Origin of the sequence: Eleftheria terrae, assembly GCF_030419005.1 — a bacterium.
In the GTDB taxonomy this organism is placed as follows: domain Bacteria; phylum Pseudomonadota; class Gammaproteobacteria; order Burkholderiales; family Burkholderiaceae_C; genus Caldimonas; species Caldimonas terrae.
Window position 1 is genome coordinate 766,474 of the sequence record NZ_CP106951.1, and the last position, 18,542, is coordinate 785,015.

Consider the following 18,542-nt stretch of genomic DNA (forward strand, 5'->3'; position numbering starts at 1 on the left):
ACGAACGCAGACCGAGGAGAGGCCAACATGACGACATTGACAGACGCTCAGCGCTCCACCCTGAGGGCCCAGCTGGACGAACGCGAGAAGCAGCTGCAGGCCGAAGTGCGCGAGGAACGCGAGGCGAGGGCCGACCGTTCCATCGAGCAAGCCGGCCAGGTCGGCGATCATGGCGATGCGGCCGCCACTCACCTGCAGGAAGGCATTCGCCACGTCGAGACCGAGCGCGATATCGAGGAACTCCGCGACATCGATGCCGCGCGCGCCCGGCTGGACGACGGCAGCTACGGCGAATGCGTGGACTGTGGCCAGGCGATTGCCTTTGCCCGACTTCAGGCGCAACCCACCGCGCTGCGGTGTGCCGACTGCCAGACGGACTTCGAACGAGTCCACCCCACCATCCTGCGCGACCCGGGCTGAGGCAGCGACCCGCGTTTTGTTACCTTCCCGGCACTATTGCTCGCCGGCACAGGCAAGGCCTGATGCCCGGCCTGCCGCGCTCGCTACCATGACCTGCTCCCTTTTCCCGCTTTTTCACGGCAGCAGGCAAACTTCATGTTCGGCGACATCACAGGCTGGCTGGTGGCCTTCAAATACCCGGCAAGCGACAGCGGCCCGCAGTGGCTCGAAGTCAAGCAACCCGAGCGCGAAGAAGCGCTCGCCCTGGCCCGCCAGTTGGCGGCGCAGCGGTGGCCAGAAGCCGACGTCTGCAAGGTTGTACCCATCATGGAGTGAGGGGCAAGCAGCCGCCGCGCTCGCTTCCTCGTTCCCGACTCTTCCCGCCCTTGTTCTCCCCGGTGCCGCTCTGCACCCTGAAGCCAGCCCGCATGCCGCGTGACGGCGGGCAGGCACGCTACTTGAGTGGAAATTGAGGGGCCTTCCCGGCCGGCTTGTAGGAATTTGTCTGACAAGGGCATCAGACGAAGGCGACAGGTCGCACAGAAGCAACCTGATGTTTCCCGCCCTCAAGCTTCGCCAGAATTCATTCCATCGAGCAAGCCACGGCTAGCAACTTTCCAAAGCAGTTCAGGACCGAAGCAGGAGACACAGATGAGCACCACCGCAGACCAGATCCTCGCAGAGATCCGCGAAGCCAACCTGTCCTACCTGATGCTGGCGCAAAACCTGATCCGCACCGACCGCGAACAGGCCCTGTATCGGCTGGGCGTCTCGGAAGACACCGCTGATCTGCTGGAGGTGCTGAGCCCGGCGCAGATGCTGAAGATTGCCTCGGGCAACACGCTGCTGTGCCGCTTCCGCTTCGACGACGAACTGGTCTGGGGCCTGCTCACCAACCACGGCAAGGCCGCGGCGAACGACGCCACCTCGCGCCTGCACGCCGCCATCGTGATGGCCGGCCGGCACCAGGAAGCCGCCTGAGGCGGCCGGTCGCCCGCCCGACCCCGGCTACACCGCCCCTCCCCTCATTTCAAGGAGTCAGCACCATGCGCAGCAAAAGCATCCTCACCGAAGCCAAGCAGATCGAACGCGCCGTCACGCTGATCCAGCTGGGAGCCCGGCTGCAGGTGCTGGAGTCGGAAACCGACCTGTCCTACGAGCGCCTGCTGCGCTTGTACAAGGAGGTCTCGGGCAAGTCGCCGTCGAAAGGCCAGCTGCCGTTCTCGACCGACTGGTTCATGACCTGGCAGCCGAACATCCACGCTTCGCTGTTCCTGAACATCCACGAATACCTGAACAAGGTGGCAGAGATCGACGAGATCGACACCATCATCAAGGCGTATCGACTCTACCTCGAGCAGACGCAGGCCCAGGGCCTGGAGCCGCTGCTGTCCGTCACCCGCGCGTGGCGCCTGGTGAAATTCATCGACAACGGCATGCTGACGATGACCAAGTGCTCCAAGTGTGGCGGCCATTTCGTGACCCATCCGCACGAGATCGCCAAGCATTTCGTCTGCGGCATGTGCAACCCGCCGGCGCGCGCCGGCAAGGGCAAGGCGGCCGGCAGCCTGCAAACCGGCCATTGAGTCGCTCGCCGAACTTGTTTCGTCTTCTTTTTTCGACGTCGTTGGTTTCCTCCTGAGAGAAGCACAGTCCGCTGTGCCTTAACACGGGCCCCTCGGGGCCCGTTTTTCTTTGCGGAATCGCTTTCCCTCAGCGGCGGCGCCACAGCAGCGCACCCACCGCCATGCCCGCCGCCAGGCCGCCATACATCATCCAGAGGCTGCGGCCGGAGAGCCGGCGCTCGAACCCGGGCGTCAGCCGCTTGGGCACCACGACCAAGTCCACCAAGGCCGCCACCGCAGTCGCCTTGATCGCATTGCGGGCCACCGCGCCGGCGCTGGCTGGGCGACGTTCGCGGCGCAGCAGCTTCTCGAACAGCACGCCCCAGAACACCCCCGAGGCGGCATGCAAGGCGGCGCCGACCACGGTATGGCGGGCGGTGGGCCGGTTCACCCGCAAGGCTTCGTCTCCGTAGACGATGTGGCTGGTGGCATTGAGTGGCGCCACGGCGCTGCCCGTGTCCTTGCGGCCGCGCAGCGCCAGGAGCGCCGCCGAGGTGATGCTTGCCGCGCCGCCGGACACCATCGCGTCCTTGAGCGCTCCAGTCCAGGTGCTCATGAGAAGCCTCGCTTTCCTGTCTGTTGAAGGGAAGGCGGGGCCACGGCCCCGCACGAGACGGCTTGTGCAAGCGGTGTTCCCACCTGGGAACGACGCTTGCCAGCTGGGCTACATCAGTCAGCAGGAGCACCACAGTGACAGGTATCGTGAACGACCCGAAGGTGCAGCAGTGCATTCAGGACTGCCTGCAATGCTGGGCCGCATGCCGGGGCGCCGCGTTGCGGCAATGCCTCGACCTGGGCGGGCCGCATGCCGAGCAGGACCACCTGAGCCTGATGATGAACTGCGCCGACCTTTGCCAGGCCACCGCCAACTTCATGCTCAGCGGCTCCACCCTGCATAGCGAGGTGTGCGCCGTGTGCGCCAAGGTGTGTGGCGCCTGCGCCCAAAGCTGCCGCCAGCTCGGCCAGTTGCAGGACTGCGAAGATGCCTGCCGGCGCTGCGCCGACAGCTGCAAGGAGGTGGCCGGCACCGGCATGCCGGCCACGCAGACCGATGATCGTCTTCCGACCACCGGCCTGCCGGGCGGGCCGGCGCGCCAAGGCGCCTACGGCTGAGCCGCGCGGCGCCCCGGCATCAGAGCGCCTTGAAGCGAGGCGGCGTCGGCACCCGCATCGCGCGGGTCTCGGCGGTCAGGGCCCAGCCGGGCAGCTGGCTGGCAATGCGCTCGGCCAGTGCCGCATCGGCCTCGATGACGACGGTGCCGCTGCCTTGCCCCAGCACCCTGGCACCGCAGGCGCGGGCGGCGGCGGCCGCCGCCTCGGCCGCGACCGGTGCAGGCGCGGCCGACTCGAGGTTGCGGCTGTAGAGGACGTAGCGGCCCATGGCCCCATTATCTCGCCAGCCCCCTGCCCTGCAAAGTCGGTGCGAAGCCGAGGTCTTCGGCCCGCTCCGCGGCCAGCGCGAGGATGGCTTCCGAGCGCTTGGCATCACGGGGCGCGTTGAGCAACTGCGCATTGCCGGCCAGCGCCCGCGCCAGGATACCGGCCGCCACGGGGCTGGCCATCGAGGTGCCGTCCATCACGCCATAGCGGTCGCGCGGAATGGTGGACACGATGCCCACCCCCGGCGAGGCGAGGCGCACCTGCGGGCCACGGTTGGAGAAGCGGGCGACGAAGGTGTCGTACTTACCCAGCGGCTCGGTGAAGTGGCCGGCCTGCGCCGACTCCTCCGGCCAGGCGTCCCTGACACCGATGGCCGACACCGCGAGCGACAGCGGGTCGTTGGCCGGGTAGCTCACCGGGCCGCCCTCATTGCCGGCGGCCACCACGCAAACGGCGCCGCTGAGGCGGGCGAACTGGATGGCCTCGGAAATCGCCGCGTCGCTGCCGCCGCCGCCCAGGCTCATATTGATGATGTCGCAGCCATCGAGCACCGCCTGGCGGATCGCCTCGCGGATGGCGGCGTTCGACGCGCCGCCCTCGCCCCGCTCGAACACCCGGTAGGCATGCAGGGCGACCTGGGGGGCTTCGCCCTGCAGGCCGAAACCGCCCTCCGACGCCCGGGCGGCGATGACGCCCGCGACATGGGTGCCGTGGCCGTCCTCGTCGTGCCATTCGTCCACCGGCTCGACCAGGGTGGTGTTGCGGCCGACGACCACCGGCAGGTTGCCGTGCGGCCCCACCCCGGTGTCGATGACGGCCACCTTGACACCGGCCCCCGCCGCCGCATCCGGCTCGCCATAGAGGCGGCGGCGTGCGTCGGCGAAACCGGCGCCAATGCCAGTGACGGTCAGCGTGGTCACCGGCTCCAGCGCGACGTTGCGCCACTGGCGCGGCCAGCCCCCGTGCAGCGGGTAGGCCGCCACCAGCGGCGCCCGCGCCGGCCCGGAGGGCAGCCGCAGCTTCACCTCGCCCTGCGCGTTGGTGACACCTTGCGCACCGGTGCGGCGGGCCGGATCGGTCAGCACGACCACCATCACATCTTCCAGGGGCACCGGCGCTTCGCCGGAAGCCAGGACACGCACGGTGATCTCCTGCAGCGGCGCCTCCGCGGTGCTGCGCACCTTGTGTTCCACCTGCAGGCGCGGCGCCCGAGCAGGCGTGTAGCGCTGCTCGGGCACCATGCGCAAGCCGGGCAGCTGGGACTGCAGCAACGCTGCTTCGTCCGCGGTCAGGCTGACCACCTTGGTGCCGTCGCTCGCGGCCGAGGCAATCACGCGGATATTGACACCCGCGAGCGCCACCCGGCCTTCCGGCTGCTGTGGATCCAGTTGCCGAAGCATCCGCTCGGTGGCGGGCAGGGCCAGACCTTGGGTGACGAAGCCGGCGGTGGGCAGGATGAGGTAGCGCGAGGGGGAAGGCGAATTCGGGGGCATGGTGGTCCTGTCAAGCAGTGACGCGCTCAACGTGAGGCGTGTCCCATTCTGAATCCCTCGTCATGTCGAACGGTGACGACTTTTTTCCAACCGCCAGGCGAGCTGCGAGGTGGTCATGACCGGTCCTATCTACATGGCCGTCGCCACTTTTTACCGGCGCGCCGGGCCGCCGCCGAGGTGCCCTGCCAGCTGGCCGGGTGGGCAGCGCTGCCTGGGGCAGCAGGCACGTCGCTTGCGAACCGCTGCAGGGCGCGCTGCCCCGGCAGTGCGCGAACCGGCCGGTACCCCGCCCGCAAGCGGCCGCCCGGCCCGCCCGATGCAGTGCCCCGGTGCCACGGCAGGCGCCAAGGAGAGAACACCATGCAACAGATTTCCGAAGTGATGACCCGGCGGGTTCGTGTCGTCTCCCCCGACGACACGCTGCAAGCCGCTGCCCAGGTGATGGACGAACTGAACGTGGGCGCGGTGCCGGTGTGCAACGGCGAGCGCCTGGTCGGCATGATCACCGACCGCGACATCACCGTGCGGGCCGTGGCCGCCGGCCTGTCGGCCGACGGCACCCATGTGGGCGACGTCATGACAGACCAGGTCCGCTGGTGCTTCGAGGACCAGCCGGTCGACGAGGTGATGAAGCAGATGAGCGACGTGCAGATCCGCCGCGTGCCGGTGGTGGATCGTGACAACCGCCTCGTCGGCATCGTCTCGCTGGGTGACCTGGCGACCAAGCACCCGGAGGACGTGGAAGGCACGCTGGAACGGATCTCTTCGCCCTCCACCCCCGACCGCCAGCATTGAACCCGCGCGGCCGGCCACGCCGCCTTCGCCGCCTGCCGGGCCTGCGGGCCTGGCAGGCTGGCCTGTGCGCCTTCGAGGCGCGACCGCCCCCCGCCTTGTCAACGAAGGGAGTGACGTGAACACCAAAAACAGCGGAGACCGCCCGCGCGGCGTCGAGCGCATCGATGCCGCCTGCTTCGCCTTGCCAGGCAACCGCGCCGAGGGACGCCCATGAAGCCGCAACTGCACAGCGTGGGGCCTACCGGCGCCTTGCCTCCCTCCCTGCACCCGCAAGCCGGTCCAGCCCGCCATGGCGTGCCGGCGTGGATCGCGGTAGGTGACACCGAAGATGCGGACCAGCGACTGGAGGACCTGCGCCGCGGGCTGTTCGAGCCGCAGGCGCACATCTCACCGAAGTTCTTCTACGACGCACAGGGCTGCGCGCTCTACAGCGCCATTTGCGAGCTGGCCGAGTACTACCCCACGCGCACTGAAGCCGCCATCTTCGAACGCCACCGCGACGCGATTGCCCGGCGGCTGCCGCGGGAGGTGCAATGGATCGACCTGGGCTGCGGCGACGGCGCCAAGTCCTGGCCGTGGCTCAAGCCCGTGGCGGCGCGCCGCTGGGTCGGGGTGGACATCTCGCCGCAGTGGCTGTCCCTCTCGCTACAGGGGGGCGCACAGCGCTTCTCGGACGTGGAGTTCGTCGGCGTGGCGACCGACTTCACCCGGCCGCTGCAACTGCACCATGTGCTGGGACAGCGCCCGCACTGGCCGCGGGTGTTCTTCTATCCCGGCTCGTCGATCGGCAACTTCGCTCCGTCCGACGCCCTCGAGCTGCTGCACTCGGTGCGTGATCACCTGGGCAGCGACGGACGGCTGCTGATCGGCGTGGACGGGTTGAAGGACCGGGCCATCCTCGAAGCGGCCTACGACGACGCGATCGGGGTCACGGCGGCCTTCAACCGCAACGTGCTGCGCGTGGTGAACCGCGAACTCGACGCCTATTTCGACCCGCGGCGCTTCACCCACCGGGCGGTCTTCAACCGGGAGGCCAGCCGCATCGAGATGCAGCTGGTCTCGCAGCAGGCCCAGGACGTGCGCATTGGCGACGCCGAGCGGCGCTTCGAGCGCGACGAGGTGATCGTCACCGAATACTCCTACAAGTACACCCGCGAGAGCTTCGCTGCCTTGCTGCGCGAGGCCGGCTTCGGCAGTGCCCAGCACTGGAGCGACGAGCGCGGCTGGTTCCATGTCTTCGTTGCCAGCGCGTGAGGTGAACATGGCCTGGATGCCCCCTGCCCCCACTCCCCCGCTGGATGCCGGCAGCTTGCTGAAGCGCTTCACCGAAGTCCGTCGCCAGACCGCGGCGCTGGTCGAAGGGCTGACCCCGGAGGACTGCATGCTGCAGTCCATGCCGGACGCCAGCCCGGTGAAGTGGCACCTGGCGCACACCAGCTGGTTCTTCGACACCTTCGTGCTCGAACGGGCTGAAGCCGGCTACCAGCCGGTGAACCCGGCCTACCGGCAGTTGTTCAACAGCTATTACGTGGGTGTCGGCGAGCGCCACCCGCGGCCCGAGCGCGGGCTGCTCTCCCGCCCCGGGCTGGCCGAAGTGCTGGACTACCGGCGGGCCGTCGAGCAGCGGGTGGCGGCGCTGTTGCAGGCTCATGCCCTGGGGCCGGACCTGCTGGCCCTGGTCGAGCTGGGCGTGCACCACGAGCAGCAGCACCAGGAGCTGATCCTCACCGACCTGAAGCACCACTTCTCGCGCAACCCCATGCTGCCGGCTTACCGCCCCGGCGGCACGGGCGCACCGGCAGCCGCTGCGGCGCTGCGCTTCCTCGGCTTCGAGGCCGGCGAGGCGGAGCTCGGCCATGGCGCGCGCAGCTTCGCGTTCGACAACGAATTGCCGCGGCACCGCATCTGGCTGGCCCCCTTCGAGCTGGCATCTCGGCTGGTGAGCAATGGCGACTTCCTGGCCTTCATCGAGGACGGCGGCTACCAGCGGCCCGAGCTGTGGCTCTCGGACGGCTGGGACTGCCGCCAGCGCGAAGGCTGGCAGGCCCCGCTGTACTGGCAGCGCAGCGACGACGATGGCGGCTGGCAGCACTACACGCTGCACGGATTGCGCCCGGTGTCGCACGCGGAGCCGGTCTGCCACGTGAGCTACTACGAGGCCGATGCCTACGCCCGCTGGGCCGGCGCCCGGCTGCCTACCGAGGCGGAATGGGAGTTCGCCGCCAGTGGTGCCGGCCCCCGGCCGGGCCACGGGAGCCTGCTGGAGGACGGCAGCTTCCATCCGAGGCCGGCCGGTCCCGAGCCGCTGGCGCAGGTGTTCGGCGACACCTGGGAGTGGACGCAGAGCGCTTACCTGCCCTATCCCGGTTTTCGCACCGCCCCGGGCGCGGTGGGCGAGTACAACGGCAAGTTCATGATCAACCAGATGGTGTTGCGCGGCGGCTCCTGCGCCACGCCGGGCTCGCACCTGCGACCCAGCTATCGCAACTTCTTCCCGCCGCACGCCCGCTGGCAGTTCAGCGGAATCCGCCTGGCCAAGTAAGGCCGGGGCGACGCGCTCGCCGCGCCCACCGCGCAGGGTGGGGGCGACACCGCCCCCCTGCCTGCACGGGCCGACTCAGCCGTTGATCACCTCGCCACCGTTGGGATGCAGCACCTGGCCGGTCATGTAGCTGGCATCGCGGGTGGCGAGGAACACATAGCTGGGCGAGATCTCGTCCGGCTGCGCCGGGCGGCCCATCGGCACCTTGGCACCGAAACTCTCCACCTCCTCTTCGTCGAAGGTGGACGGGATCAGCGGCGTCCACACCGGCCCGGGCGCCACCGCGTTGACGCGGATCTTGCGCTTGGCCAGCTGCTGGGCCAGCGAGCGCGTGAAGGCCACGATCGCCCCCTTGGACGAGGCGTAGTCCACCAGGTGCGCCGAGCCCCGGTAGGCGGTGACGGACGTGCTGTTGACGATGCAGCCGCCCTCCGGCAGATGCGGCACCACCAGCCGCGTCAGGTTGAACATCGAGAAGAAGTTGGTGCGGAAGGTCTGCTCCAGCTGGGTGCTGGTGATGTCCTCGATCTTGTCCTTGGGATGTTGCTCGGCCGCATTGTTCACCAGTACGTCGACCCGGCCAAAGGTCTCCAGCGTGGAGCGCACCACCTGCGTGGCAAAGGCCTCGTCACCCAGGTCGCCGGCCAGCGCCAGGCAACGCACGCCTTGCGCCTCCACCTTCTGGATGGTGTGCGCGGCATCCTGGTGTTCGTTCAGGTAGACGATGACGACGTGGGCCCCCTCCTTGGCGAAGGAGATGGCCACCGATCGGCCGATGCCGCTGTCGCCACCGGTGACGATGGCGACCTTGTCGCGCAGCTTGCCGTTGCCGGTGTACTGCTCGGCATCTGAATCGGGCGCGGGATGCATCGCCCCTTCGCGGCCCGGCTGGATGTCCTGGTGCTGCGGCGGCAGGGTCCTCTTGTCTTGCGGCATGCGGTACTCCAGAAGGTGATGCGGTCCTTCCGGTTCCGGCAAACGTCGTGCCCCGCGTGGCGGCAGGTGCACCCGCGGCGCCGCTCAGCCGGCCTGCAGCCCCAGCTTGGCAAACAAGGCCTGGTCGCGTTCCCAGTCCGGGTTGCCGGTGGTCAGCAGCTTCTCGCCATAGAAGATGGAGTTGGCGCCGGCCATGAAGCACAGGGCTTGCACGGCGTCGCTCATCTGCTGGCGGCCGGCCGACAGGCGCACCCGTGCCGTCGGCATCGTGATCCGCGCGACGGCAATGGTGCGGACGAATTCCAGCGGGTCCAGCGGCTCCAGGCCGTGCAGGGGCGTGCCTTCCACCTGCACCAGGTGGTTGATGGGCACCGACTCCGGGTAGGGGTCCATGTTGGCCAGTTGCGCAATCAGGCCGGCGCGCTCGCGGCGGGACTCGCCCATGCCGACGATGCCGCCGCTGCAGACGTGCATGCCGGCCGAGCGCACGCGCTCCAGCGTGTCCAGCCGGTCCTGGTAGTCGCGCGTCGAGATGATGCGGCCGTAGGCCTCGGGCGCGGTGTCAAGGTTGTGGTTGTAGTAGTCCAGGCCGGCCTCCTTCAGCGTCTGGGCCTGCCCGTCGCTGAGCATGCCCAGGGTGCAGCAGGCTTCCAGGCCGGCCTCCTTCACCACACGCACCAGCTCGGCCACCTTCTCGACGTCGCGGTCCTTCGGTGCACGCCAGGCGGCACCCATGCAGAAGCGGGTGGCGCCCTGCTCTCGGGCGGCGGTGACGGCCGCAAGCACTTCCGCGCTGTCCATCAGCTTGCCGGCCTCCACGCCAGTGTCGTAGTGGACCGACTGCGGGCAGTAGGCGCAGTCCTCGGGGCAGCCGCCGGTCTTGATCGACAACAGGGTGGAGAGCTGCACCTCGTTGGGCTGGAAGTGGTCCCGGTGCACGCGCTGGGCCTCGAACAACAGGTCGTTGAACGGCCGTGCGAACAAGGCCTCGACCGCTTCGAGAGGCCAGCGTCCTTCGGTGGCAGAGCACTCTGCAGGACGGCGGATCACCTGGACAGGCTGGGCAATGGCGTTGGTCATTGATGGCGGTTTTGCGTTCGAAACAGCGCGTCAGTGTATCGGGCCCGGCGCCCCGGCCGCCACCGGCCCCGGCAAGGTGCTGCGAGGCAGCGCCGGCACCGGCCAGGGCGGCTGCGCCGCGGCCGAAGCGATGGCCTGCTGCAGCCCGGCGATCGCGGCCTCCGGGTCGGTGGCCTGGGTGACGCCACGCAGCACCGCCACACCGGCTGCGCCGCAGCGCACCGCTTCGTGGCTGCGCGCTTCGTCCATGCCGGCAATGGCCACCACCGGCGACGCGAGCACATGGCACCAGTAAGCCAGGTTGTCCGGCCCCTGCGGGAGCCAGGGCATGTCCTTGGTCGTGGTGGCGTGGATGGGCCCGCAGGCGATGTAGCTGGGCGACAGCGCCTGTGCCCGACACACCTCCCAGTAGCTGTGGGTGCTCAGCCCGAGCCGCAGCCCGGCCTGGCGCAGCATCTCCAGCCCGCTGTGGCTCAAGGCCTCCAGGTCTTCCTGGCCCAGGTGAACGCCGTAGGCGCCGTGCTCGATGGCCAGCGCCCAGTGGTCGTTGATGAACAGCTGCGCCTGCACCGAACGGGCCGCGCGCACCGCGCGTTCCACTTCGCGCGACAGCCGCTCGCGCGGCGCCTCCTTGATGCGCAGCTGCACCGTGCGCACCCCGGCGCGCAGCACCCGCTCGACCCAGTCGGCACTGTCAACCACCGCATACAGGCCAAGCCGCCGGTCCTGCAAGGGTGCAAACGCCGCTGCCGGGCCGGGCCACTCGGCATGCAGACCGGGCAAGGCGCCTGCCCGCCGCGCAAAGCCGCGCATGGGCCGCACCGGCCCGGCGCCCTGCCCGGCGGCGTAGCCATGCTGCAAGGCCGCCGTGGTGGCCATCTTGCCGAGCACGCTGGCATCGGCCTCGCAAAAGCCATGGGCCAGGGCCGCCGCCATCGAGGCGGCGAACACGCACCCAGTGCCATGGTGATGCTGCGTGTTGACCCGGGGCAGGCTGAGCCAGCCGCGGGCCTGCGCGCTGTCCAGCCAGTCGAGCGACACTTCACGGCTGGCGTCGCCGCCCGTCACCACCACCGCGGCGGGCCCCAGCCGGCGCAGCGCCGCTGCCGCCGCCGGCACCTCTGCATCGGCCAGCGGCGCCTCGCGACCCAGCAGCCAGGCAGCTTCGGCACGGTTGGGGGTGATCACCGTGGCCCGCGGCAGCAGTTGGCCGATCACCGCCTCGCGCCAGGCGCCCACCCCCAGGGCCGCGCCGCTGCTGGCGCGCCACACCGGGTCCACCACCAGGGCAAGCGGCTGCTGTTGGCGCAGGCGGTCCACCCAGCCCACCAGGCAGTGCACCTGCTCGGCACCGCCCAGCATGCCGGTCTTGATGGCACGCGGCGCCAGGTCTTGCGCCAGTGCGGCAAGCTGGGCGTCCAGCATGGCCGGCGACACGGCCTCGATGCGCTGTACCGCGGTGGAGTTCTGTGCCGTGAGTGCCGCCACGGCAGTGCAGCCGTGCACCTCCAGGGCGTCGAAGGCCCTCAGGTCGGCCTGCAGGCCGGCACCGCCGCCGCTGTCCGATCCCGCCACGCTCCAGACGATGGGAGGGCGCATCGTTCAGACCTCGAACGGCCGGCCGGTGACGGGCGTCGAAGCAACCGCCATCGGCTGCGGCGCCAGCAGGCCGCTGGCATGCGCCAGATGCCCGCCCTCGATCGCCAGCCGGAAGGCGGCCGCCATGCCGACCGGGTCGCCCGCCTGGGCCACCGCGGAGTTCAACAGCACGGCGTCGAAACCCAGTTCCATCGCCAGCGCGGCATGCGAAGGCGCGCCGATGCCGGCATCAACGATCAGCGTGGCCTGCGGCAGCCGCGCCCGCAGGGTGCGCAATGCCCAGGGATTCAGCAGCCCCTGGGCCGAGCCGATGGGGGCCCCCCACGGCATCAGCACCCGGCACCCCACGTCCAGCAGGCGCTGGCAGCTGACCAGGTCATCGGTGCAGTAGGGCAGCACCTCGAAGCCGTCCTTGACCAGCTGGGCAGCCGCCTCCACCAGCTCGAAGGGATCGGGCTGCAAGGTGTGCTCGTCGCCCACCACCTCCAGCTTGATCCAGTGGGTCTGCAACAGCTCGCGCGCCATGTGGGCCAATGTCACTGCCTCCCGGGCCGTGCGGCAGCCAGCGGTGTTGGGCAGCAGGTGGGCACCGCAGCCGCGGATGATCTCGATGAAGCCGTTGTCGCCGCTGCCACCGGCCAGCTGGCGCTTCAGCCCCAGCGTGACGACCTGGCTGCCCGAAGCGGCAATGGCCTGGCGCAGCACCTCGGGCGAGGGATAGCCGGCGGTGCCGAGCAGGAAGCGGCTCTGCAGGGGCAGGCCACCGAGGACGAAGTCGCGGGTGCTTGTCATGGCGGTTCAGCCTCCGACGATGGGTTCGAAACAGGTGATGCTGTCGCCGGCCTGCAGCCGGCAGCTGGCACGCGCCGCGCGTGGCACGAAGCTGCCGTTGACGGCGGTCGCCACCGAGGTCGGTGCGTGCCCCAGGCGCTGCAGCAACCCCTCCAGGGTGGTGCCGCTGTCGACATGGCGCGGCGCGCCGTTGACCGTGACCCGCAGTGCGCCCGGTGCCGAGGCACACACATAGGCGTCCGTGGCTGCATCTCCAAAACCGTTCATGGCACTTGCTCCTCGGGCTGGGCCAGCTCGACGCCGGCCAGGGCCTGCTCCACCAGCGCCGGCGCAATCAGCCAGCCATGGCGAAACAGGCCGTTGATGCGGGTCAGTCCCGCCTGTGTCTCCAGCGCCGGCAGGTTGTCGGGCAGCGCCGGCCGCAGGTTCGCTTCGCTGTGCACCACCCGGGCCTCGGCAAGCTCGGGCAGCACGCTGTGGGCCGCGCTCAGCAGGCCCAGCGTGCTGCGCACCGACACCGGCGAACGGTCTTCCGACTCGATCTCGCTGGCGCCGACCACCAGCAGGTCGCCCGGCCGCGGCACCAGGTAGACACGCCAGCGCGGGTGCAACAGCCGCACCGGCCGGCCCAGCACCAGGCCAGGCGCATGCAGCCAGAACAGCTCGCCTCGCACCCCGCGCACCGGCAGCTGGGGCCGAGCGCCGACGCCGCGCACATCGAAGACCCAGTCGAAGCGGTGCTCGCCGTCCTCGCACACCAGCCGCCCCGGCGCAAGCTCGCGCACGGCCTGGCCCCAGCGCCAGGCGACGCCCCGCTGCGTGGCGCCGGCGGCCAGGGCCTGCATGGCCTGCACCGTGTGGATCTGGCCTTCGCCCTCCAGCAGCCACGCATGCGCCGGGCCGTGGATGGCCGGCTCCAGGCTGCGCAACTCGGGCGGCGTGAGCACCCGCGGGTGGGCCGCCACCGGCGACTTGGCGCGCAGCACGTCGATCAGGCGCTGCGCCGCCCCCGCGTCCGGCCCGTGCGCGAGCAGCAGGCTGCCGCGATGGTGGAAGTCCACCTCGCCGGGCAGGCGGGCGACGATGTCGCGCCATAGCTGCAGCGAACGCAGCCCGAGCGCTGCCACCCGGGCATCGGCGCATTCCAGTTCGGCAAAGGGACTCAGCATGCCGGCCGCCGTCCAGCCAGCGGCGCCGCGGGCCTGCGGGCCGTCGGCCGGGTCGAACACGGTGACTCGCCAGCCGGCACCAGCCAGCGACCAGGCCAGCAGCCGGCCCAGCAGGCCGGCGCCTGCAATGCCGGCATGGGCGGCGCCGCGTGGCGCCTTGCCGTGCTTGTGGAGCGGGAACATGGAGGCGCTGCCGCTCAGGATTGTTGTGGCTGGATCGGGATGTAGATCTCGCCGCCGCCGCGCTTGAACTCCTCGGACTTGGCCTGCAACCCCTCGGCCAGCGCGCGCTCTTCGCTCAGGCCCTGGCGGGCAGCGAAGTCGCGCACTTCCTGGGTGATCTTCATCGAGCAGAACTTGGGGCCGCACATCGAGCAGAAGTGCGCCACCTTGCTCGACTCCTTGGGCAGCGTCTCGTCATGGAAATCGCGCGCGGTGTCCGGGTCGAGCGAGAGGTTGAACTGGTCGTGCCAGCGGAACTCGAAGCGCGCGTTCGACAGCGCATCGTCGCGTGCCCGGGCGGCTGGGTGGCCCTTGGCAACGTCTGCCGCATGGGCGGCAATCTTGTAGGCGATGATGCCCTGCTTCACATCGTCGCGGTCGGGCAGGCCGAGGTGTTCCTTGGGTGTCACGTAGCACAGCATGGCGGTGCCGAACCAGCCGATCATGGCCGCGCCAATGGCACTGGCGATGTGGTCGTAGCCCGGCGCGATGTCGATGGTCAGCGGGCCGAGCGTGTAGAACGGCGCCTCGTGGCAGTGCTTGAGCTGCTCCTGCATGTTGGCCTGGATCATGTGCATCGGCACGTGGCCGGGGCCTTCGATCATGGTCTGCACGTCGTGCTTCCAGGCCAGCTGCGTCAGCTCGCCGAGCGTGCGCAGCTCGGCGAACTGGGCTTCGTCGTTCGCATCGGCGGCCGAGCCGGGGCGCAGGCCGTCACCGAGCGAGAAGCTCACGTCGTAGGCCTTCATGATCTCGCAGATCTCTTCGAAGTGCGTGTACAGGAAGCTCTCGCGGTGGTGCGCGATGCACCACTTCGCCATGATGGAGCCCCCGCGCGAGACGATGCCGGTGCGCCGGCGCGCCGTCATCGGGATGAAGGGCAGCCGCACGCCCGCATGGATGGTGAAGTAGTCGACGCCCTGCTCTGCCTGCTCGATCAGCGTGTCGCGGAAGACCTCCCAGCTGAGGTCCTCCGCCACGCCGCCCACCTTCTCCAGCGCCTGGTAGATCGGCACGGTGCCGATGGGCACCGGCGAGTTGCGCAGGATCCAGTCGCGGGTGGTGTGGATGTTGCGGCCGGTGGAGAGGTCCATCACGTTGTCGGCCCCCCAGCGGATGGCCCACACCAGCTTCTCGACCTCTTCCTCGATGCTGGAGGTGACGGCGGAGTTGCCGATGTTGGCGTTGATCTTGACCAGGAAGTTGCGGCCGATCGCCATCGGCTCGACCTCCGGGTGGTTGATGTTGGCCGGGATGATGGCGCGCCCGCGGGCCACCTCGTCGCGCACGAACTCGGGCGTGATGAAGCCGGGAATGGTGGCGCCCATCGGGTTGCCGCGCAGGCGCTGCTCACGCTCGGCGTCGGCCAGGTAGGGGGCGGCCCAGTCCTCGCGGTCGCGGCGCTTCTGGTTCTCGCGGATGGCGACGTATTCCATCTCGGGTGTGACGATGCCGCGCCGCGCATAGTGCATCTGGGTGACATTGCCGCCGCTGCGTGCCCGACGCGGCTGGCGTTGCAGTGCGGCCGCTTCCTGGCGCAGCTGCTCCAGCCGCTCGCCATCGCGCTGCTCATGCTTGCCACCATCGTCCAGCGCCTGGCGAACACGGCCCTCGTAGGACTCGGTGTCGCCGCGGGCGGCGATCCATTCGGCCCGCAGCGCCGGCAGGCCGCGCCGCACGTCGATCTGCGCCTCGGGGTCGGTGTAGGGGCCGGAGGTGTCGTAGAGCGAGATCACCTCGCCGTTGGTCAGCGTCACCTCACGCATCGGCACCCGCAGCTGCGGATGCCGCTCGCCAGCAACATAGACCTTGCGGGAAGCAGGAAACGGCTCGCGGGTCAGTGCCAGCAGCTGGGTGAGTTTGTCGGGGGCGTTCATCAGGGCTCCTTTCCGGTGGACGGGCAATGCTCCGGAAAGTGGCCCTGCCTGCGCCGGGCGGCGCCACTCCCCGGCACGGGGAGCAAAGACGAGGAACACATTCAGCTCTTCTTCCGCCGGTATGAACCGGATCAAGTTCGCGGGTTCGGCTGGCCAGCCATCTCAGCACCCTTGCAGTTCCCTGTCTCGCAGTTCCCTGCCCGGTGCACCCCGGAGCGGCAATGAGTGTATGGGGCTTGCCGGTGGCACGTCAAGACAGGCCGTGGCGGCCCGGGATCGGCGCTTGCTTGGGCAGGTCCATCGCATCTGCAGACCTCCATACAACACAAGCATGAATGCACCCACCCCCGCTCGCGCGGCGCCGTCGCTGCTGCAGCCGGGCCGCAATTGCTTGCGCATCGAGCCGGCGCGACGACTGGCCTTCCTGATCGACGGGCAGGCCTATTTCAGTGCTGTGCGCGCCGCCATTGCACAGGCCCGACAGTCCATCTTCATCCTTGGCTGGGACATCGACAGCCGCATGCGCCTGGTGCCCGAGGGCGCCAACGACGGCTTTCCCGAACCCCTGGGCGAGTTTCTCGACGCGGTGGTGGCCCGCGGCCGCGGCATCAAGGCCCATGTGCTGAGCTGGGACTTCGCCATGCTGTTCGCGCTTGAGCGCGAATGGATGACCACCTACAAGATGGACTGGCGGACCCACCGCCACCTGCGCTTCCGGCTCGACGATCGCCATCCCTTCGGCGCTTCGCACCACCAGAAGGTGGTGGTGGTGGACGACCGGGTCGCCTTCGTCGGCGGATTCGACCTGACACGCTGCCGCTGGGACACCTCCGAGCATGCCTGCGGCGAGCCGCTGCGCATCGACCCCGACGGCAAGCCCTACGGCCCCTTCCACGACGTGGCCGCCATCGTCGAAGGGCCGGTGGCCGCCGCGCTCGGCGAGTTGGCCCGGGAACGTTGGTGTCGTGCCACCGGAGTCAGGCTCAAGCCGCCCCATCCGCCCAGCGAAGGGCCGGGCCCCTGGCCGGCCCGGCTGGCGCCGGACCTGACCGAGGTACAGGTGGCCATCGCCCGCACCGAGCCGCGCTTCGACCGCTTCGAATCGGTGGAGGAGATCCGCCAGCTGCATCTGGACGCCATCGCCGCTGCGCGCCGCGAGGTGTTCATCGAGAACCAGTACTTCAGCGCCTCGAGTGTCGGCAACGCGCTGGCGCAGCGGCTGGCCGAGGCGGACGGCCCCGACGTGGTGGTGGTGACGCCGCAACGCGAAAGCGGCTGGCTGGAAGAAAGCACGATGGGCGTGCTGCGTTCCCGGCTGCACCGCCGCCTGCTGGCGGCCGACCAGCATGGCCGCTTTCGTGCCTACTGCCCGCAGATTCCCGATCTCGGCGAGAAGTGCCTGAACGTCCACAGCAAGGTGATGACGGTCGATGACGAGTTGTTCACCATCGGCTCGGCCAACATCTCCAACCGCTCGATGGGCTTCGACACCGAATGCAACCTGGTCGTCGAGGCCGCCGCCCAGGACAACCCCGGCGCGGTCGAGCGGGTGCGCGGGGCGGTCGCCCTGCTGCGCCATCGCCTGCTCGGCGAGCACCTGGACGTGGCTCCCGACGTGGTGGCCGCCGCCTTGCGGGAGCATGGCCGCCTGACCGCCGCCATCGAGAGCCTGCGACGAGAAGGCCAGCGCACCCTCGGCCATTCACACCCCGAAGTGCCGCCCGAGCTGGAGGCCCTGCTGCCGGAACAGGCCTTCATCGATCCCGAGGCGCCGCTGGAGCCCGAGCGTTTCGTGGCCGAGTTCGTCCCTCGCGAGGCCAAGCCCCGCGTCTCGCGCCGCACGCTGGCGATGGCCGCGGTGGTGTTCGGCCTTGGCACCGTGGCCGCGGCCTGGCGCTTCACGCCCTTGCAGGAGCTGCTCGACCTCGACACCCTGATGCATGCCGCGGAGCGGGTGCGTGAGCAGCCGTTTGCGCCACTGTTGGCACTGGTCGCGTATGTGGTGGCCGGCCTGCTCGCCATGCCGGTGACGGCCTTGATCGCGGTCACCGGCATGGTGTTCGGCCCGGCGCTCGGACTGCTGTACGCCATCACCGGCTCGCTGCTCAGTGCGGCCGCCACCTACGGCGTCGGCCGGGCCCTCGGCCGTGACCTGGTGCGGCGCTTCGCGGGGGCTCGCATCAACCGCCTGAGCCGGCTGCTGGCCCGGCGCGGCGTGGTGGCGATGACGGTGGTGCGGCTGCTGCCGGTGGCGCCGTTCTCGCTGATCAATGTGGTGGCCGGCGCCTCCCAGATCAGCCTGCGCGACTTCCTGCTCGGCACTTTCCTCGGCATGGCCCCGGGCATCTGCATGACGGTGCTGTTCATCGACCGCATCGCCGAAGCGGTGCGGGAGCCCGGCCTGGGCAGCTTCACCTTGCTGGCCGTGGTGGTGGCCCTGGTGGTGGCCGCCGCCATCCTGATCCGGCAGCGGTTGGTGCGCGCCGAGGAGGCGGCGTCCTGAAGGCAGCGTCCTGAAGGCACCCGGCCGCTGCGGGACAGCGCCCGCTCGGACGGCGGGAAGCCGCCGCCGGGCCCGCCGCCGGAGCCGGAAGCACGCCGGCCCAGTTATAGTTCGCGCCGCCGCCTCGGGG

At 69.8% G+C, this 18,542-nt stretch carries 19 protein-coding genes and 1 riboswitch; of the genes, 9 read left to right on the forward strand and 10 right to left on the reverse strand.

Annotated features, from left to right (window positions below; translation table 11 throughout):
- The first annotated feature begins 27 nt into the window (after positions 1 to 27).
- The 4 genes from N7L95_RS03555 to flhC all read left to right on the forward strand — a co-directional run bounded on the left by N7L95_RS03555 (position 28) and on the right by flhC (position 1,985).
- Positions 28 to 420 (forward strand): TraR/DksA family transcriptional regulator, encoded by a 393-nt coding sequence (locus tag N7L95_RS03555; RefSeq protein WP_301258442.1) that lies wholly within the window; start codon positions 28 to 30, stop codon positions 418 to 420.
- A gap of 135 nt (positions 421 to 555) precedes the next feature.
- Entirely contained in the window at positions 556 to 735 is a 180-nt protein-coding gene (locus N7L95_RS03560; protein WP_301258443.1) for a hypothetical protein, read from the forward strand.
- 315 nt (positions 736 to 1,050) lie between these two features.
- The gene (gene flhD, locus N7L95_RS03565) at positions 1,051 to 1,380 is read left to right on the forward strand and encodes a flagellar transcriptional regulator FlhD (protein ID WP_301258445.1); all 330 of its coding nucleotides are present in this window, start codon (positions 1,051 to 1,053) and stop codon (positions 1,378 to 1,380) included.
- A 65-nt stretch (positions 1,381 to 1,445) separates the two neighbouring features.
- Complete coding sequence (flhC, locus tag N7L95_RS03570; protein WP_301258447.1) at positions 1,446 to 1,985, forward strand: flagellar transcriptional regulator FlhC; 540 nt, start codon at positions 1,446 to 1,448, stop codon at positions 1,983 to 1,985.
- Between the two features lie 127 nt (positions 1,986 to 2,112).
- Here flhC and N7L95_RS03575 read toward each other — a convergent pair whose 3' ends face one another.
- Entirely contained in the window at positions 2,113 to 2,580 is a 468-nt protein-coding gene (locus N7L95_RS03575) for a hypothetical protein (protein WP_301258448.1), read from the reverse strand.
- A 134-nt stretch (positions 2,581 to 2,714) separates the two neighbouring features.
- Here N7L95_RS03575 and N7L95_RS03580 point away from each other — a divergent pair, with 134 nt between their 5' ends.
- On the forward strand, positions 2,715 to 3,137 hold the full coding sequence (locus tag N7L95_RS03580) for a four-helix bundle copper-binding protein (RefSeq protein ID WP_301258449.1): 423 nt from the start codon (positions 2,715 to 2,717) through the stop codon (positions 3,135 to 3,137).
- A 19-nt stretch (positions 3,138 to 3,156) separates the two neighbouring features.
- Here the strand turns inward: N7L95_RS03580 and N7L95_RS03585 are convergent, their stop codons facing one another.
- The gene (locus N7L95_RS03585) at positions 3,157 to 3,405 is read right to left on the reverse strand and encodes a hypothetical protein (protein ID WP_301258450.1); all 249 of its coding nucleotides are present in this window, start codon (positions 3,403 to 3,405) and stop codon (positions 3,157 to 3,159) included.
- Positions 3,406 to 3,412: 7 nt separating this feature from the next.
- Complete coding sequence (locus tag N7L95_RS03590) at positions 3,413 to 4,897, reverse strand: S8 family serine peptidase (protein WP_301258451.1); 1,485 nt, start codon at positions 4,895 to 4,897, stop codon at positions 3,413 to 3,415.
- Positions 4,898 to 5,257: 360 nt separating this feature from the next.
- Here N7L95_RS03590 and N7L95_RS03595 point away from each other — a divergent pair, with 360 nt between their 5' ends.
- The 3 genes from N7L95_RS03595 to egtB all read left to right on the forward strand — a co-directional run bounded on the left by N7L95_RS03595 (position 5,258) and on the right by egtB (position 8,234).
- The gene (locus N7L95_RS03595; protein WP_301258453.1) at positions 5,258 to 5,692 is read left to right on the forward strand and encodes a CBS domain-containing protein; all 435 of its coding nucleotides are present in this window, start codon (positions 5,258 to 5,260) and stop codon (positions 5,690 to 5,692) included.
- 210 nt (positions 5,693 to 5,902) lie between these two features.
- Positions 5,903 to 6,946 carry an L-histidine N(alpha)-methyltransferase gene (egtD, locus tag N7L95_RS03600; RefSeq protein WP_301258455.1) on the forward strand — a complete coding sequence of 348 codons (1,044 nt, stop codon included), beginning with the start codon at positions 5,903 to 5,905 and terminating at the stop codon, positions 6,944 to 6,946.
- Entirely contained in the window at positions 6,924 to 8,234 is a 1,311-nt protein-coding gene (egtB, locus tag N7L95_RS03605; RefSeq protein ID WP_435870056.1) for an ergothioneine biosynthesis protein EgtB, read from the forward strand. Before egtD ends, egtB begins: the two co-directional genes overlap by 23 nt.
- Before the next feature lie 75 nt (positions 8,235 to 8,309).
- On the opposite strand, the gene N7L95_RS03610 is transcribed toward egtB, so the two are convergent.
- From N7L95_RS03610 to thiC, 7 genes are all read right to left on the reverse strand, one after another.
- Positions 8,310 to 9,170: an SDR family oxidoreductase gene (locus tag N7L95_RS03610; protein ID WP_301258456.1), complete on the reverse strand. Its 861-nt coding sequence runs from the start codon at positions 9,168 to 9,170 to the stop codon at positions 8,310 to 8,312.
- An 84-nt stretch (positions 9,171 to 9,254) separates the two neighbouring features.
- Positions 9,255 to 10,250, reverse strand: coding sequence for a biotin synthase BioB (gene bioB / locus N7L95_RS03615; RefSeq protein ID WP_301258457.1), 996 nt, complete (start codon positions 10,248 to 10,250; stop codon positions 9,255 to 9,257).
- Positions 10,251 to 10,280: 30 nt separating this feature from the next.
- Entirely contained in the window at positions 10,281 to 11,849 is a 1,569-nt protein-coding gene (gene thiD / locus N7L95_RS03620; protein WP_301258458.1) for a bifunctional hydroxymethylpyrimidine kinase/phosphomethylpyrimidine kinase, read from the reverse strand.
- Between the two features lie 3 nt (positions 11,850 to 11,852).
- On the reverse strand, positions 11,853 to 12,641 hold the full coding sequence (locus tag N7L95_RS03625; RefSeq protein ID WP_301258459.1) for a thiazole synthase: 789 nt from the start codon (positions 12,639 to 12,641) through the stop codon (positions 11,853 to 11,855).
- A gap of 6 nt (positions 12,642 to 12,647) precedes the next feature.
- Positions 12,648 to 12,908, reverse strand: a complete 261-nt coding sequence (gene thiS, locus N7L95_RS03630) for a sulfur carrier protein ThiS (RefSeq protein ID WP_301258460.1) — start codon at positions 12,906 to 12,908, stop codon at positions 12,648 to 12,650.
- Complete coding sequence (locus N7L95_RS03635) at positions 12,905 to 13,993, reverse strand: FAD-dependent oxidoreductase (RefSeq protein ID WP_301258461.1); 1,089 nt, start codon at positions 13,991 to 13,993, stop codon at positions 12,905 to 12,907. The genes thiS and N7L95_RS03635 overlap by 4 nt, the downstream gene beginning before the upstream one ends.
- Positions 13,994 to 14,007: 14 nt before the next feature.
- Positions 14,008 to 15,909 carry a phosphomethylpyrimidine synthase ThiC gene (gene thiC, locus N7L95_RS03640; protein ID WP_301258462.1) on the reverse strand — a complete coding sequence of 634 codons (1,902 nt, stop codon included), beginning with the start codon at positions 15,907 to 15,909 and terminating at the stop codon, positions 14,008 to 14,010.
- A gap of 91 nt (positions 15,910 to 16,000) precedes the next feature.
- Positions 16,001 to 16,132: riboswitch (TPP riboswitch) on the reverse strand.
- A gap of 108 nt (positions 16,133 to 16,240) precedes the next feature.
- On the opposite strand from thiC, the gene N7L95_RS03645 reads away from it, so the two are divergent.
- Positions 16,241 to 18,412 (forward strand): VTT domain-containing protein, encoded by a 2,172-nt coding sequence (locus N7L95_RS03645; RefSeq protein WP_301258463.1) that lies wholly within the window; start codon positions 16,241 to 16,243, stop codon positions 18,410 to 18,412.
- The last annotated feature ends 130 nt before the right edge of the window (positions 18,413 to 18,542 follow it).